The organism is Pseudonocardia zijingensis, from assembly GCF_042657305.1.
In the GTDB taxonomy this organism is placed as follows: Bacteria; Actinomycetota; Actinomycetes; order Mycobacteriales; family Pseudonocardiaceae; genus Pseudonocardia; species Pseudonocardia zijingensis.
The window spans coordinates 156,340-171,765 of record NZ_JBHSKO010000009.1; the positions used below are offsets into that span (position 1 = coordinate 156,340).

15 protein-coding genes are annotated in these 15,426 nt (G+C 74.0%); 6 read left to right on the plus strand and 9 right to left on the minus strand.

Annotated features, from left to right (window positions below):
- The first annotated feature begins 6 nt into the window (after nt 1-6).
- Nucleotides 7-1,461: a S10 family peptidase gene (locus tag ACFPL3_RS19770; RefSeq protein WP_343945392.1), complete on the plus strand. Its 1,455-nt coding sequence runs from the start codon at nt 7-9 to the stop codon at nt 1,459-1,461.
- Here ACFPL3_RS19770 and ACFPL3_RS19775 read toward each other — a convergent pair.
- Nucleotides 1,445-1,897 (minus strand): MerR family transcriptional regulator, encoded by a 453-nt coding sequence (locus tag ACFPL3_RS19775; RefSeq protein WP_343945391.1) that lies wholly within the window; start codon nt 1,895-1,897, stop codon nt 1,445-1,447. The two genes, ACFPL3_RS19770 and ACFPL3_RS19775, sit on opposite strands and share 17 nt — an antisense overlap.
- A 24-nt stretch (nt 1,898-1,921) precedes the next feature.
- On the opposite strand from ACFPL3_RS19775, the gene ACFPL3_RS19780 reads away from it, so the two are divergent.
- The gene (locus ACFPL3_RS19780) at nt 1,922-3,349 is read left to right on the plus strand and encodes an MFS transporter (RefSeq protein ID WP_343945390.1); all 1,428 of its coding nucleotides are present in this window, start codon (nt 1,922-1,924) and stop codon (nt 3,347-3,349) included.
- Between the two features lie 456 nt (nt 3,350-3,805).
- On the opposite strand, the gene ACFPL3_RS19785 is transcribed toward ACFPL3_RS19780, so the two are convergent.
- On the minus strand, nt 3,806-4,063 hold the full coding sequence (locus ACFPL3_RS19785) for a hypothetical protein (RefSeq protein WP_343945389.1): 258 nt from the start codon (nt 4,061-4,063) through the stop codon (nt 3,806-3,808).
- Between the two features lie 8 nt (nt 4,064-4,071).
- Between ACFPL3_RS19785 and ACFPL3_RS19790 the strand changes: the two genes are divergently transcribed.
- Nucleotides 4,072-4,602 (plus strand): hypothetical protein, encoded by a 531-nt coding sequence (locus ACFPL3_RS19790; protein ID WP_343945388.1) that lies wholly within the window; start codon nt 4,072-4,074, stop codon nt 4,600-4,602.
- Nucleotides 4,603-4,878: 276 nt separating this feature from the next.
- Here ACFPL3_RS19790 and ACFPL3_RS19795 read toward each other — a convergent pair whose 3' ends face one another.
- The 3 genes from ACFPL3_RS19795 to ACFPL3_RS19805 are packed head-to-tail and all read right to left on the minus strand — an operon-like array spanning nt 4,879 to nt 8,069.
- Nucleotides 4,879-5,247, minus strand: a complete 369-nt coding sequence (locus ACFPL3_RS19795; protein ID WP_343945387.1) for a hypothetical protein — start codon at nt 5,245-5,247, stop codon at nt 4,879-4,881.
- A complete protein-coding gene (locus ACFPL3_RS19800) occupies nt 5,181-7,001 on the minus strand; it encodes a chorismate-binding protein (RefSeq protein ID WP_343945386.1) in 1,821 nt (606 codons plus the stop codon). The genes ACFPL3_RS19795 and ACFPL3_RS19800 overlap by 67 nt, the downstream gene beginning before the upstream one ends.
- 60 nt (nt 7,002-7,061) lie before the next feature.
- Nucleotides 7,062-8,069 (minus strand): aldo/keto reductase, encoded by a 1,008-nt coding sequence (locus ACFPL3_RS19805; protein WP_343945385.1) that lies wholly within the window; start codon nt 8,067-8,069, stop codon nt 7,062-7,064.
- An 87-nt stretch (nt 8,070-8,156) separates the two neighbouring features.
- Here ACFPL3_RS19805 and ACFPL3_RS19810 point away from each other — a divergent pair, with 87 nt between their 5' ends.
- Nucleotides 8,157-9,485: a Rieske 2Fe-2S domain-containing protein gene (locus tag ACFPL3_RS19810; RefSeq protein WP_379589490.1), complete on the plus strand. Its 1,329-nt coding sequence runs from the start codon at nt 8,157-8,159 to the stop codon at nt 9,483-9,485.
- A 1-nt stretch (nt 9,486) separates the two neighbouring features.
- Nucleotides 9,487-10,953 carry a glutamine synthetase family protein gene (locus ACFPL3_RS19815; protein WP_343945383.1) on the plus strand — a complete coding sequence of 489 codons (1,467 nt, stop codon included), beginning with the start codon at nt 9,487-9,489 and terminating at the stop codon, nt 10,951-10,953.
- 4 nt (nt 10,954-10,957) lie between these two features.
- On the opposite strand, the gene ACFPL3_RS19820 is transcribed toward ACFPL3_RS19815, so the two are convergent.
- From ACFPL3_RS19820 to ACFPL3_RS19830, 3 genes are all read right to left on the minus strand, one after another.
- Nucleotides 10,958-11,638 (minus strand): GntR family transcriptional regulator, encoded by a 681-nt coding sequence (locus ACFPL3_RS19820; RefSeq protein WP_343945382.1) that lies wholly within the window; start codon nt 11,636-11,638, stop codon nt 10,958-10,960.
- A gap of 76 nt (nt 11,639-11,714) precedes the next feature.
- Nucleotides 11,715-12,809 carry a cysteine--tRNA ligase gene (locus ACFPL3_RS19825; RefSeq protein WP_343945381.1) on the minus strand — a complete coding sequence of 365 codons (1,095 nt, stop codon included), beginning with the start codon at nt 12,807-12,809 and terminating at the stop codon, nt 11,715-11,717.
- A 144-nt stretch (nt 12,810-12,953) separates the two neighbouring features.
- The gene (locus ACFPL3_RS19830; protein ID WP_343945380.1) at nt 12,954-14,030 is read right to left on the minus strand and encodes an ABC transporter substrate-binding protein; all 1,077 of its coding nucleotides are present in this window, start codon (nt 14,028-14,030) and stop codon (nt 12,954-12,956) included.
- A gap of 26 nt (nt 14,031-14,056) precedes the next feature.
- On the opposite strand from ACFPL3_RS19830, the gene ACFPL3_RS19835 reads away from it, so the two are divergent.
- Complete coding sequence (locus tag ACFPL3_RS19835; RefSeq protein ID WP_343945379.1) at nt 14,057-14,521, plus strand: hypothetical protein; 465 nt, start codon at nt 14,057-14,059, stop codon at nt 14,519-14,521.
- Here the strand turns inward: ACFPL3_RS19835 and ACFPL3_RS19840 are convergent.
- The gene (locus tag ACFPL3_RS19840; RefSeq protein WP_343945378.1) at nt 14,455-15,396 is read right to left on the minus strand and encodes an EamA family transporter; all 942 of its coding nucleotides are present in this window, start codon (nt 15,394-15,396) and stop codon (nt 14,455-14,457) included. The two genes, ACFPL3_RS19835 and ACFPL3_RS19840, sit on opposite strands and share 67 nt — an antisense overlap.
- Nucleotides 15,397-15,426: the final 30 nt, after the last annotated feature.

The following is a 15,426-nucleotide window of genomic DNA, read 5'->3' on the forward strand; positions in this document are numbered from 1 at the left end:
CGGCACGTGGCCGAAGACGATCTCCGGGACGAGAAGCCCGAGCCGCCGACCGACGACCTCGTCACCACCTCCCACACGCTGCGCACGCCTGACGGCGAGCTCGCGTACACCGCGACGGCCGGCCGGATCGTCGTGCGCAAGGAGAAGCACACCGACGGCACGTTCGACGGCCACGAGCCGCACGCCGAGGTCTTCCTCGTCGCCTACACCCTCGACGGTGCCGAGCCCGGCACCCGGCCCGTCACGATCGCGTTCAACGGCGGGCCCGGTTCGTCCAGCGTGTGGCTGCACCTGGGGCTGTTCGGGCCGCGCCGCGTGGTGATGGGGGACGCGGGGGCGCTCACGCCGCCGCCGTGGGGCCTCACCGACAACGAGGAATCGCTGCTGCGCCACTCCGACCTCGTGTTCGTCGACCCGGTCTCCACCGGCTACTCCCGCGCGGTCGAGGGCGGGAAGCCCGCCGACTTCCACGGCTACACCGGCGACGTCGAGACGATCGGCGAGGTGATCCGGTTGTGGATCACGCGCAATGAGCGGTGGTTGTCGCCGAAGTTCCTCGCGGGGGAGTCGTACGGCACCCTGCGCGCCGCGGCGCTCGCCGAGCACCTGCAGGACCGCTACGGCATGCACGTGAACGGCCTCATGCTGATCTCGAGCGTCCTCGACATGGGCACCATCCGGTTCACGGAGGGCAACGACCGGCCCTACCCGCTGTTCCTGCCGACGTACGCCGCGATCGCCCACCATCACGGCCTGCACGGGGACCGGGCGCTCGCCGACGTGCTCGCCGACGCCGAGGACTTCGCCGCGGGCGACTACCCGTGGGCGCTGGCGCGGGGCAACCGGCTGCCCGCCGCCGACCTCGACCGCGTCGCCGCCCGGCTCGCCGACCTGACCGGCCTGGACGAGGCCTACGTCCGGCGGGTGCGGCTGCGGGTCGAGCACCTGCGCTTCTTCCGGGAGCTGCTGCGCGACTCGGGACGAACGGTCGGGCGCATCGACGGCCGGTTCACCGGCTGGGAGGCCGACGACGGCGGTGAGGTGCCGGGCCACGACCCGTCGATCGCGGCGATCACCGGCCCGTACACGGCCGCGATCAACTCCCACGTCCGCACCACGCTCGGGTACGCGAACGACCTGCCCTACGAGATCCTCACCGGCCGCGTGCAGCCGTGGTCGTACAAGGAGTTCGAGGGCCGGGCGGTCTCGGTGGTCGGGAAGCTGTCGGCGGCGATGCGCACCAACCCGCACCTGCGCGTGCACGTCGCCTGCGGCTACCACGACGGCGCCACCCCGTACTTCGCGGCCGAGCAGGTGCTGGCCACACTCCCCATCCCCGACGAGCTGCGCGACCGGATCGAGGTCCGCTACTACGAGGCCGGGCACATGATGTACGTGCACGAGCCGAGCCGGCTGCAGCAGTCGGCCGACCTGGCGGCGTTCGTCACCGCGGCGGCGTGATCCCGCCTCGGACGGCGGGCGCCCAGAGGCGGTCGGCGTCCCCCGCGGTCATGCGGCCCCGGTACACGTCGATCTTGTGGTCGATGAGCTCGAGGTTCTCCTGCAGCTCGGCGATCCGCGCGAGCACCTCGGCCCGGTGAGACTCCAGCAGGTCGAGCCGCTGCGGCTCGTTGCCGCGCCCGGCCGAGACCAGCTCGGCGTAGCGGCGGATGCTGCGGATCGGCATGCCCGTGGCGCGCAACCGCGTGCAGACCCTGATCCAGTCCAGGTCCAGTTTGCGGTAGCGCCGCCGCCCGCTCTCGGTGCGGCCGACGTCGGTGACCACCAGGCCGGCTCGCTCGTAGTAGCGCAGCGTGTGCGCGCTGACCCCGGTACGGCGCGCCGCCTCGGCGATGGTGACACCCGACTCCGGGATCGGTTCCTTGACTTCGAGCACGCTCTAAATCCTAGCGTCGCAGACGTGCACCCTCCGACGTCGCGCGCAGCCGTGGCAGGCGAGATCGACCGCCGCCGCAAGCTCCTGGTACTGGCGATCTGTTGCGCCAGCATCGTCGTGGTGGTGATGGACATCTCCATCGTCAACACCGCACTGCCCGCGATCCGCCAGGACCTGAACGCATCGGTGTCCGGTCTGCAGTGGACCGTCGACGCCTACACCCTGGTGTTGGCCGCGTTCCTGCTGCCGGCCGCGTCCACCGCCGACCGGTTCGGCCGCAAGCGGATCTTCCAGGTCGGCCTCGTCGTCTTCGGGCTCGGCTCACTCCTGTGCGGGCTGGCACCCAGCACCGGATGGCTGATCGCGGCACGGGTGCTGCAGGCCGTCGGCGCCACGATGCTCAACCCGGTGGCGATGGCGATCGTCGCCACGACCTTCACCGACCCGGCGGAGCGGGCGCGGGCGATCGGTGTGTTCGGTTCGATGTCGGGCCTCGCGCTGGCTCTGGGTCCGATCCTCGGCGGCGCGCTGGTCGACGGCCTCGGCTGGCGCTCCGTCTTCTGGATCAACGTTCCGATCGTGGCCGCCGCGATCGTGTGCACGCAGCTGCTCGTCCCCGAGTCACGAGCACCCCGCGCGCGCCGGTTCGACCCGGTCGGGCAGCTCCTCGTGGTCGTTGCGCTCGCCGGCGTCGTCTACGCGATCATCGAGTCCCACGCCCTGGGGTGGACGTCGCCGCTCGTGCTGGGGGTGTTCGCCGTCGCGGTGCTCGCGGGGCTCGGCATCCTGGCCTACGAACCGCGCCGCCCCGACCCGCTGCTGGACCTGCGCCTGTTCCGCAGCGCACCGTTCAGCGCAGCCATCCTGATGGCGCTCCTCGCGCTGTGCGGCTTCGGCGCGTTCCTGTTCGTGACCCCGCAGTACCTGCAGGACGTCCGTGGCTTGTCCGCGTTCGCCGCCGGCTTGACCCTGCTCCCGGTGGGGCTGGTGCTCATCGCTGTCTCCCCGGCCACCGGGTGGCTGGTCGGGTCGCGTGGTCCGCGGCTACCGCTGCTCGTCGCCGGGTGCGCACTCGCGCTCGGCGGTGCGGCCTCGGCGTGGATCGGTCCGGCCACCCCGCTGCCCGGCGTGGTCGCGAGCTACCTGCTGGTCGGCCTCTTCCTGGCCGCCGTCAACCCGCCGATCACGAACACCGCGGTGTCCGGGATGCCCCGCTCCATGGCCGGGGTGGCCGCGGCGACGACGTCCGTCGGCCGGCAGATGGGCACGACCCTCGGCGTCGCCGTCGCAGGCACGATCATGGGGTCGAGCGCGGCCGGCGGCGCCGGCGCGGTGACCGGCGTCGGGTGGCTGCTGCTGGCGCTCGGCGTCGCGATCGTGGTCCTGGCGGTGGTCAGCACCGGCCCGCGTGCGCTCGCCGGCGCCCGGCGGGCGGCTGCGTTGTTCGACTAGCTGTCCCACCCACGGAGGTTGGTGACGTGGTGGACGCCACCTGACCTCCATCACGACGCGGAAGTCCTTGCACCGGGTCCAGGCCGAGCTGCGGTAGCCGACCAGGCCGGCGCGGTCGTCGGTGGTCCGCCGGTCGGCGGGTTCGCGGGCGGCCGTCGCCACGGGTACGCGAGCGAACACCGGGAGGATCGGTTCGCTGATCAGGGTTTGCCTGCGCGCGAGGAGTGGGGCCGTCGCCGGGTGCGTAGCGCCTGCTCGCACACCGGCCGTGCTGCCGGCACACCGGTTGCAGTCGGTGTGTGACACCACGGGTGGTGTGCGGCCGCCGGGGCTGTGCCGCTTCTTCTGGTCGCACATCGGTGGTGGTGCCGGCACACCGGTTGCAGTTGATGTGTGGGCACCTCTGTCGGTGTGTGAGGGGCGGACGCGGCAGCCGTGGCCCGGAAATCTGACCGATCAGAAGGGTGGGCGGTCTTCCGCGTCGTCGGTGTCGTCGCTGGGGATGGGGCCGTTGTTCCAGCGGGCGGTGGCGGCGCGGGCGCGGTGGAGGCGTTCGAGGTGTGCGGCGAGGTCTTTGGGGAGCCCTTTCGGGGTGGCGGCCGGGTTGGGTGGCAGTTCGTCGCTGGTGTCGGGTCGGTGGTCGTGGGGGTGGCTGTGGTAGCGGTGGCCGGTGGGGGTGATCCATTGGATGCGGCCGTCGGGGAGGGCGCGCACGGCCCTGTGTGGGCGTTCTGGTCCGGTCGGGCGGTGGCGTCGACCTCGGGGGCGGCGTTGGTGAGCCGGCCGGAGAGCAGGGCGGCGGCGGTGTCGGCGCGGCGGGCGTCCATGCCGCGGGGGTCGTCTTTGCCGCAGCCCAAGGCCAGGCGGGTGAGCCACTGGTAGCTGGCTTGGGTGTCGGGGGCGGTCATGAGTGCCCACAGCGAGGCCATGCCGTCGGGTTCCTCGCTGATCGACACCCGCCGCTCGCGGGGGCGGCGGGCGGCGCCTTCGGGGTCGGCGGCGATCACGGCCCGGCGCAGGGCGGCCTTGAGCCGGCCGAGGGTCTGCTCCGGCGCGCGATCGAGGACCCGCTGCTGCACGGCCCGCGCGGTGTCGGCGTCCAGGTAGTGGGTGGTGTCGCAGATCGCGGTGACGCGACGTTCGTCGAGCCGGCCCCGTTCCCACAGTTGCCGGGTTTCGGGCAGCACCTGCTCCAGCTGCACGCGCGCCCGAGGCGCGCCTTCGCGCTCAGCCGGGCTCATCTCGCGTGGTGATCAGCAAGATCGTGACGGATCGGCGGGGTGGCAATGCACCGCGCGAGCGGGCGATCGTGGCCGAGTTTGGCCATGCTCGTGGGGATACTGGCGCACCTGGAGGCGGCTTCCCGGACGTGACGAGCTGTAACCCCGCTGTCGGCCTGACCAGCACTGCACTGCCTTCGCGCCCGCAGGGACGTGCTGCTCAGCCCGATCTACCGCCCACGACCGATCCGAACAGCACTCAGCGGCTGTCCCGGCAGCGCCGGCGTGCGGCTCGGTGCGAGCGAGGCTTCACCCCGCCGACGTCGACCGTGACTTGAGCTGATCCCGCCCGGCTACCACGACGTAGCCGACCAGCAGCACGAACATCACCGTGCTGACCCACACGGCCGCGGGCCGCTCCGCCGTGCCCGCGATCGCGTCGCCGATCTTCAGGACGTTCATCGCCGACCCGAGGGCGCCGAGCACCGCGATGCCGAGCGCGACGAGGAGGCCGGGCTTGCGTCCCGCGGCCGAGCGGGCGAGGGCGGCGCAGCCGAGCATCGGGAGCCCGACGAACGCGGGGATGAGCGCCGTGACGCTCGCGGCGCCGCTCAGGGCGTAGGCGCCGACGCCGAGGACGATGAGGACGATGCCGACAGCGGCGGTGAACCGGACCATCTCGACATTCTACGAGATGTCGAAGTAAGGAGCACCGCCGGTCGGCTGCCGCGCAGCGAGTTGACGAGTGCGAGGTCGTCGGCGGTGTGCAGGTCGGCCGGGCGCAGGACGCGCTCGTGCAGCACCCCGTCGGCCAGGAGCCGGGCGCGTTCCACCCCGGGCAGGCAGCCGCTGTCCACCGGGGCCGTCCACCAGCGCCCGTCCAGCAGGACGGCGAGGTTCGCCGTGCACGACTCGGTGACGTGGCCGCGCTCGTTCACCAGCAGCACGTCGTCGGCCTCTGGGTGCCGGGCGAGCCGGGCGGAGTACGGCTCGCGCAGGCTGGTCTTGTGCTGCGGCCAGCACGCGGTGGAGTCGATCGGCTCGGGGTCGATCGCCAGGCGGACCGGCCCGTCCGGCGGGGCGGGGAGCTCCTCGACGTCGACGGCGGCGGTGCCGTCGCGGTGGCAGCGCAGCCGTACGCGCGCGTCGCCGGCCCCGGCGAGCCGGGCGTGGAGCGCGCCGCGGACCGCGGCGTCGTCGTAGCGGAACCCGAAGAAGTCCGCGGAGGTGGCGACGCGGGCGAGGTGGGCGTCGAGCGAGCGGACGACGCCAGCCTCGAGGCGCATGGTCTCCAGGAGGTGGAACTCCCGGGGCCGGGTGTCGAGCACCCGGGCCTTCGCGAGCAGCTCGGCGTACTCGGCGCCGGGCCGAGAGCTCCAGGTGATGCCGCCGCCCGCGCCGTAGGTCGCGCTGCCCCGTTCGCGGTCGACGAGCACCGTGCGGATCGCGACGGAGAAGCGGGCCCGCACCGGCGCTCCCGGTGGCGCGACGAGGCCGATCGCGCCGCAGTACACGCCGCGCGGCCCGTCCTCGACCTCGCGGATGAGTTCCGTGGTGCGGGGCTTCGGGGCGCCGGTGACCGAGCCACACGGGAAGAGCGCGCGGAAGACGTCGGTCAGCCCGACGCCCGGGCGCAGCCGAGCCGTGACGTCCGAGGTCAGCTGGTGGATCGTCTCGAACCGCTCGGCGTGAAGCAGGCGCGGCACCGTGACGCCGCCCGCGGCGGCGACGCGGGCGAGGTCGTTGCGGACGAGATCGACGATCATGATGTTCTCGGCCCGCTCCTTCGCGCTGGCCCGCAGCCGCCCGACGATCCGTTCGTCCTCGGCGACGGTGCGGCCGCGGGCGGCGGTGCCCTTCATCGGGCGCATGCGGATCCGGTCGCCCGACAGCTCGAAGAACAGCTCGGGGCTGGCGCTGGCGACGACGAACCGGCCCGTGTCGAGGTGGGCGTTGTGGGCGCCGCGCTGGGCGAGTGCGAGGTCGCGGTAGAGCGCCTCCGGGTCGCCCCCAGCCGGGCGCGTGAGGTTCGTGGTCAGGTTGCACTGGTAGGTCTCACCCTCGGCGATGCGCACCCGCACGTGCTCCACAGCGGTGCGGTGGCGCTGCTCGTCCCACGCCGGGCTCCACGTGCCCGGTGCCCACCCGCCGGCACCCGGCCGCAGCGGCTCGGCGTCCTCCGGCGGCCCGGCGAGCCCGAACCAGGCCAGCGGCAACCCGTCGACGGGGTCGTGTGCGGTGAGGGCGGGGTCGAGCGCGGGCCCGGCCTCGTAGGCCACGAAGCCGAACGCCCACATCCCCGCGGCGGTGCGCCGCTCGACCTCGTCGAGGACGCCCGCCACCTCGCCCGGCTCCCACGCCACGAGGACGTGCTCGGCGCTGGGGAAGCGGATCGCCGTGCCCGCCACGAGGTCGTCGAAGCGCGCGTGCATCCGCCGATCCTGCCCTGCTGCGGTGGGTACGGGATCGGCGGATCGCGCATCCGGCCCGCGCTATTCGTCGTGCCCGGCCAGCGCCTTCTCGACGGCGTCCAGTTCGGCGGGGGAGAGGTCGGGGTTCTCCAGGGTGTCGAGGTCGGTGTCGAGCTGGGCGACGCTCGACGCCCCGACGATCGCCGAGGTGACGGCGTCATGGCGCAGCACCCAGGCCAGGGCGAGCTGGGCGATGCCCTGGCCGCGGGCGGCGGCGATCGGGGCGAGGCGGCGCACCACGCCCAACCGCTCCGGCGTGATCGCCGACGTCGTGAGGAAGCGCCCGCCCGCCGCTCGGGAGTCGGCGGGGATCCCGTCGAGGTAGCGGTCGGTGAGCAGGCCCTGCTCGAGCGGGGAGAAGACGACCGCGCCGATCCCCTCCGCGCCCAGGACGTCCAGCAGGGAGGGCTCGCCCTGCTCGATCCGGCGGTCGAGCATCGAGTACCGGGGCTGGTGCAGCACGAGGGGCGTGCCGAGGTCGCGCAGGATCGCGGCGGCCCGCGCGGTGTCCTGCGGTGAGTAGGAGGAGATGCCGGCGTAGAGGGCCTTGCCTGCCCGCACCGCGGAGGCCAGCGCGCCCATCGTCTCCTCGAGCGGGGTGTCCGGGTCGCGCCGGTGGCTGTAGAAGACGTCGACGTAGTCCAGGCCCATCCGGCGCAGCGACTGGTCGAGGCTCGCGGTGAGGTACTTGCGCGACCCGCCGTCGCCGTACGGGCCGGGCCACATGTCGTAGCCGGCCTTCGTGGAGATGATCAGCTCGTCGCGGTAGCGGGCCAGGTCGTGGCGCAGGATCTCGCCGAACGTGCGCTCGGCGGCGCCGTAGGGCGGCCCGTAGTTGTTGGCGAGGTCGAAGTGGGTGACGCCGCGGTCGAACGCCCGGAAGACGATCGCCTTCTGCACCTCGCGGGGCTTGTCCTCGCCGAAGTTGTGCCAGAGGCCCAGCGAGATCCGGGGCAGGACGAGGCCGGAGCGGCCGGCGCGCCGGTAGATGTCGGCGTCGTAGCGCGTCTCGGCGGCGGTGTAGGGCATGTCGATCAGTCTGCACCCTGGTGTGTGGGACCCGTGCAGCTCTATTCTGGATCCACTTTCCCCGCTCTAGGATGCATGAGGTCGGCCATGCTCAAGCAGGAGGACAACGAACGCGTCACGCGCTGCGGGCCGGGCACGCCGCTGGGCCGCCTGATGCGCGCCTACTGGCAACCCGCGGCGCTCGTGTCCGAGATGCCTGCCGACCGGCCCGTGAAGGCGGTGCGGCTGCTCGGCGAGGACCTCGTGCTGTTCCGGCGCGACGGCGGCTGGGGTCTGGTCGGGCGGTTCTGCGCCCACCGCGGCGTCGACCTGTCCTACGGCCGCCTCGAGGACGGTGGCCTGCGTTGCCTCTACCACGGCTGGCTCTACGGGCCGGACGGCCGCTGCCTGGAGCAGCCCGCTGAGCCCGAGCACTCCACGTTCGCGTCGCGGGTGCGGATCCCGAGCTACCCCTGCGAGGAGCGCAACGGGATCGTGTTCGCCTACCTCGGCGAGGGCGACCCGCCGCCGTTCCCCGCCTACGACTGCTTCACCGCGCCCGAGGCGTACACGTTCGCGTTCAAGGGCCTGTGGGAGTGCAACTGGTTGCAGGGCGTCGAGGGCGGGATCGACCCGAGCCACGTCTCGTTCCTGCACCGGTTCGTCGGTGAGGACCCGCGCGAGGTGTACGGGCAGCAGTTCAGCGAGGTCGTCGAGGGCACCGACAAGAAGCTCTCGGAGCTGGTGGCCGAGAACTACCGGCCGGACATCGAGGTGGAGGAGGCCGAGCACGGCCTGCGCGTCTACGCGGTCCGGCAGCTCACCGACCGGCTCAAGCACGTCCGGGTGACGAACCTGGTGTTCCCCAACGCGTTCGTCGTGCCGTTCGGCAACGACCGCGTCTTCTGCCAGTGGCACGTGCCGATCGACGACGAGCACCACTACTGGTACATGATCTTCTACGACTTCGCCGCCGAGACCGACAAGGACACGCTGCTCGCCCAGCGACTGTCCGAGGTCTCGCTGCCCGACTACCGGCCGCTGCGCAACCGCACGAACAACTGGGGCTTCGACCCGGCCGAGCAGCGCGACCTGACCTACACCGGCATGGGGCTGGACATCAACGTCCACGACCAGTGGGCCGTGGAGAGCATGGGGCCGATCCAGGACCGCACGGTGGAGCGGCTCGGTGTCTCCGACCGCGCGATCACCGCGTACCGGAGGCAGCTCCTGCGCGGGATCGACGCCTTCGCGGCCGGACGGCCCACACCTGCCCGCCCGGTCGACGCAGCCGCGGCGCGGACACTCACCGGCCCGGTCGCCGTCGACACCATCGCGCCCGCCGAGACCTGGGAGGATGTGTGGCGGGACCGGGAACGGGAGCGCCGGATGCGCTCCCCCTGGGCCCGGCCGGTGGGACGGGTGGCTGGTGCGTAGCGTGGACGAGCGGCCGGTGTCCGAGGCGGGCGGCGGGAGCGCTGTGCGCCCGATGCTCGCTGCCGACCGGGCGGGTTTCGTGGCCCGCCACGGGCTGTGGGGCGACGCCGAGCACGCCGCGGCGGCGCAGCTGCGCCGGGTGGTGGACGAGCTGGGCATCGAGCGGGTGCGCGTCGGGTTCGCCGACCAGCACGGGGTGGTGCACGGCAAGACGGTCACCCGCGAGGCCCTGCCCGGCGCGCTGGCATCGGGCATCACCGTGCCGTCGTCGCTGCTGCTCAAGGACACCTCGGGCCGCACGGTCGCGCCCGTCTTCACCGCCGACCCCGGCCTCGGGGTCGACGGGTTCGCCGGCATCGGCAACGCGGTGCTGGTGGCGGACCCGACGACGTTCCGGGTGCTCCCGTGGTCGCGCGACACCGGCTGGCTGCTCTGCGACGTGTACTTCCCGGACGGGCGGCCGGTGCCGTTCTGCACCCGCAGCCTGTTGCGGGCCGAGCTGGGCAGGCTCGCGGACCGCGGCTTCGAGCTGACCGTCGGCGTGGAGCTGGAGTTCCACGTCTTCGGCGGACCCGGCCCCGACGGCGGCCCCGCCGCGCTCAGCGACGGCGGGCAGCTCCTGCACGAGGAGGGGCTCGACCGCCACGACGAGCTCGTCCGCACGTTGCACCGCGGGCTCACCGACCTCGACCTGCCGGTGCGCTCCCTCGAGCTGGAGTTCGGGCCCAGCCAGTTCGAGATCACCCTCGCCGCGCGCGACGCCGGGCAGGCCGCCGACGACGTCGTGCTCACCCGGGCCGCGATCCGGCAGCTGTGCCGGCGCGCCGGATTGCAGGCCACGTTCATGTGCCGCCCCGCGGGCAGCACGTCGGCGAGCACCGGCTGGCACCTGCACCAGTCGTTGCGCGACGCCACCGGCCGCGCCGTGCTCGACCCGGCGGCGCCCGGCGAGGTGCTGTCCCCGACCGGGCGGCACTGGCTCGGCGGTCTCCTCGCGCACGCCGCCGCGGGTGCGGTGTTCTCCACCCCGACCGTGAACGGCTACAAGCGGTACCTGCCCCACTCCCTCGCCCCCGACCGGGTGGGGTGGGGCGTGGACAACCGGGGCGCCATGATCCGCGTCTGCCCCGCCCAGGACGGCGCGGGAGCGCGGCTGGAGAACCGGGCGGGCGAGCCCGCCGCCAACCCGTACCTCTACATCGCCGCGCAGGTGGTGGCCGGGCGGGCCGGCCTCGCGGACGCCGCCGACCCCGGTGAGCCGCTCGACGCGCCGTACTCCGCCGCGGTGCGCGCGCTGCCCCGCTCGCTCGGCGCGGCCCTGGACGCCCTCGCCGCCGACCCGGTCTTCGAGCATGCCTGGGGGAGCGAGGTCGTCTCCTGGTTCACCACGATCAAGCGGGCTGAATTCGAGCGCTACCTCGCCCACGTCTCCGACTGGGAACAGCGGGAGTACTTCGGTCTGATGTGATCCGTCAGCCGCGGAACACCGTGGCCGACCTGCGCTCGTACCAGCGGGCGAGTGCTTCACCCGCGGCGATCACGTGCTCGCGCATCTCGCGGCGGGCGAGCTCGGCGTCGTCGGCGGCGAGCGCCTCGGCGATGCGCTCGTGCTGGGCGATGTTGTTGGCGCGCAGCCGTGGGTTGTCCTCCAGCACCAGCGCCGCGACGTTGCGGGGGAACGCGTTGTTGATGTCGCGGATGGTGCGCGCGAGCCGCTCGTTGCCCGCGACCTCGTGGATGAGGGAGTGGAACCGGTCGTCGGCCGCGGCGGGCGGCGGGTTCTCGCGCAGCGCGTCGACGGTGCGGCGCAGCTCGTCGAGCTGGTCGGAGGAGATCTCGCCCGCCGCCCGCGCGCAGGCGAGGCCCTCCAGCTCGGCGCGCACCTCGTAGGCCTCCCGCACCTCCCACGGCGCGGGCACCCGCACCACCGCGCCGCGCCGCGGCAGCACCTCGATCAGCCCCCCGGACTGCAGCTGGCGCAGCGCCTCGCGGATCGGGGTGCGGCTCACGCCGAGCGCGGCGGCCAGCTCGGCCTGGCGCAGCTGGGCGCCGATCGGGATCTCGCCCGACATGATCCGCTCGCGGATCGCGGCGGCGGTGTGGTCGACGAGCGCGCTCTGCTCGCGGTGCGGCTTCTCGGCGTCGGACGTCACGGCACGGCCCCTTCCCGCGGGCACCGCGAGGATACACATCGCCGGTGTTGGGATCCCATCGTAAGACGCGGACGCGCTACTGGAGCGCCAGCGTGCGCAGGAGCAGGCGGGCGGCGTCGCCGCCGGCGTCGAGCGCGATGCGGACGGCGGTGGGGACGTCCAGGTCGGCGAGCAGTGCCGCCCGCACGGCCGCCACCTGCGCGTCCGTGCCACCCGGGGTGCCCGCGGCGCCGTAGAGCCGCTCCAGCAGCCGGGCCGCGTCGTCGAGCTCGCCGGGCCGGTACTCCCACGGCCGGTTCCACGGCCGGTTCAGCTGCATCAGTCGCACGGCCGAGCCGGGCGCCTCGCGCAGCAGGTCGCCCACCAGCACGAGGTTGCCCGTGGACTTGGCCATCTTCGCCCCGCCGAGGTGGACGGTGCCCACGCGCGCCTGCCGCCGGGCGAACGGCGCGACGCCGACGGCGGCCTGCACCATGGCCACCTGGTAGGCGTGGTGCGGGAAGGCGAGGTCGGCGCCCCCGGTGAGCACGTCCACCGCGCCGCCGAGGGTGGCGAGCGCCATGGCCGCGCACTCGGCGTGCCATCCCGGGCGGCCCGCCCCCCACGGGCTCGGCCACGCCGGGTCGCCGAGGCCGGAGGGCTTCCAGACCGGCACGTCGAACGGATCGTCGCGCAGCGGGTCGTCCGGGCGGTCGCCGTACTCCGCAGCGAGCGGCCGCGCCTCCTGCGCGGTGAGCCCGGCCGTGCCCGGCACGTGCGCGCCGCGGAAGTACACGTGCCCGTCGCGCTCGTACGCCGCGCCCGCGGCCAGCAGCGCCGCCGCCAGCCGGACGACGTGCGCGACGTGGTGGCGGGCCCGCGGGGCGTGGGTGGGCGGGCGGACGTGCAGGGCCGCCATGTCCTGGTCGAACCAGTGCTCCTGGACGAGGCCGAACTCCTCGTAGGAGCGGCCCCGCTCGGCGGCGGCGTGGGTGAGGACGTCGTCGACGTCGGTGGTGTTGCGCGTGAGCACGGTGTCCACGCCCGTCATGCGGATGACCCGCGCGATGACGTCGGCCCACACGAACGTCGACGCGTGCCCGAGGTGCGTGACGTCGTAGGGCGTGATGCCGCAGACGTAGATGCGGGCGGGGACGGTGAGCGGGAGGGGCGCCCCGGCGAGCGTCAGCACCTCGGGCGCCCGGGTGCGTTCTCGGGACGCGCGAGCATCGTGAGCTGGGTGAACGGCGGGCCCGGCCATCGGCCCATGGTGGCACGCCGGCGGCAATGCCGTTGATGCACGGAGGGGTGGTGCGCTCGAATGGCGCCGTGCCCTTTATGCCCGCGCGTAGCGCGCCCGGTAGCCGCGCAGGCGCTCGAGCCCGGTCGGGGACGCCGCCCCGATGACGGGACCGGCCCCGTCGACGAGGGTGGCGGCGAGGTCGTCGAGCACCCACAGGCTGCCCAGCGCGCACGACATCATCGCCCACCGCATCACGTCGACCTCGACCACGCGGCCGGCGCGCACGGCGCCCAGCCGCTCCCAGAGCGGTTCCGAGCGGAGGAAGGCCGGGTCGGCGGTGGGACCGGTGAGCAGCAGCACGAGATCGGCGTCGTGCTCGGTGAGGCGTTCCGTCGACACCGCCACGAACGGTTCGGCGACACCACGCTGCGCTGCGGGCCGCGCCAGCCCGAGCGCCTCCACCACGGCACCGGCCGGGGTCTGCGTCCCGAGCACGTAGAGCGACTGCCCGTCGAGGCCGGGGGAGAGCACCGACACGGTCGGCACGCGGACCTCGCGCAGCCGGGCGGCGAGTTCCCCGGTGCGGCGGTGCACGTCGGCGAGCAGCTCGTCCACGGCCACACCGACGCCCATTCCCGCGGCCAGCGCCCGGCAGTCGGCGTCGAGATCGCCCGTGCGCTCCACGGCGTGCACGGTCGCGAGCCCGTCGGGCACGGGTTCCGCGCCGGGGAAGCGGTAGCCGACCACCACGCCCGGCCGCAGCGTGGCGAGCCGTTCGACGTCGATCGCCCCACCCGCCCCGGAGACGTCGACCACCGGCTCGGCCTGCAGTTCGCCGATCGCCTGCAGCAGGGGGTCCGCCGACAGGAACGAGGCCGTGCCCACCTGGGGCAGGCCCGTCATCAGCGCCAGCGCGGCCGCGGCGCCGTCGAGGGTGACCAGCCGTTCGCCCGGCGCGGCGTCCCGGGAGCCGCTCGCGCACCCCGCGAGCAGGCACGTGGCCGCCGCGGCGAGCAGGGACCGGCGGGTGAGGGGTGGCAGCACGGGTTCCTCCGGGGCGCGGGTCGGCCGCCGCGGGTCCGCGGCGCCTGCCACCACAGGTCGCCCGGTGGCCCGCTCGGGTTCCCCGTAGACCTGCGGATGCGGCGTGCGCCACGGCTCGGCCACCATGGGCCGGTCGGACGTCGAACCGGGGGGTGGCCGACTTGCCGATGTGGCTGCGCATCACGCTGCTGCTGGCCGTGCTGGGCTGGAGCATCTACGCCGCGATCCGCCGCGAGCGGACCGTCCAGCGCCGGCTGGTGCGCGAGGCGCGGGGCAGCGTCGGGCGCGCACTCGCCGTGATCAGCGGCTACTACCTGGCGCTCGTGGCGGTGGTCGCGCTCTCGGGGCTGGGCGGGGCGCTCGCCCACCGGGCGGGTCTGCCCACGCTGACGATCCTCCTGCTGGTCGCCGGCCTGGCCGTCACGGCACCGTTCCTCTGGGTGTTCGCGCCTTCGGGCGAGCACGGTGGCGCCGCGACCCCCTTCCGGGACCTGCGGCGGCTGGGGGCGCGTGCGGGCGTGGCGCGGGCGCTCGCCTACCCGGCGATCGCCTACCACTTCCTCCTGTTGGTGCCTGCGCAGTCGGCCGCCGCGATCGCGGTGATCGTGGTCGAGTGAGCCCGGGCGCGCCGTCCGAGGGTGACGGCCACCGTGTTCGCCGTGACGACGAGGACGATGCCGAGCCAGTCGAGCGGGCCGAGCGCCTCGCCGAGCACGACGGCGCCGATGGTGGCGGCGTAGACCGGGCTGCCACTCATGAAGATCCCGAAGAGGTGGGCGGGCACGCGCCGCAGCGCCAGCAGGTCGGCCAGGAACGGCACCACCGACGCCAGCACGCCCGCGGCCCCGGCGCAGGCCAGCGCGGCGGGTGTGGGCGGGTGCGCGACGAGCACCGCGATGCCGACGGGCACGTACACCAGACCCGACACGGCCCCGGCTGCGGCCGAGCCCGCCACGCCGGGGACGCGGCGCCCGACCGTGCGGTTGAGCAGGATGTAGCCCGCCCAGCACAGGGCCGCGAGCAGGGCGAGGCCGATCCCGACGGCGTCGCTGGAGGGCTGCGGGCGGGTGAGCACCACGATGCCGGCCGCGGCGAGGAGCGCGCACGCCACCGTGGCCCGCTGCCGCGACCCCAGCAGGGCCACCGCGAGGGGCCCGAGGAACTCGAGCGTGACCGCGAGGCCGAGCCCGATCCGGTCGATGGCGCTGTACAGCGAGACGTTCATGACGGCGAACATCGCCGCGAGCCCGAGCACCGGCCACCACTGCTGCCGGGTGAACGCGCGCAGGCGCGGCCGCCCCACGGCCAGCAACACCACTCCGGCCACCCACTGGCGCACCGCCACCACGCCGACCGGCCCGATCGCGTCGAACGCGAAGGACCCGATCGCCGCCCCGCTCTGGCTGGCCAGCCCGCTCGCCACCATCAGTGCCACGCCCGCCGGGTGGGTCCGGGCGGGGGCGGTGGTCTGCGCATGGATCTCCGTGTCCACGGCCGTCAGCATGCGCGTCGCTTGCACATT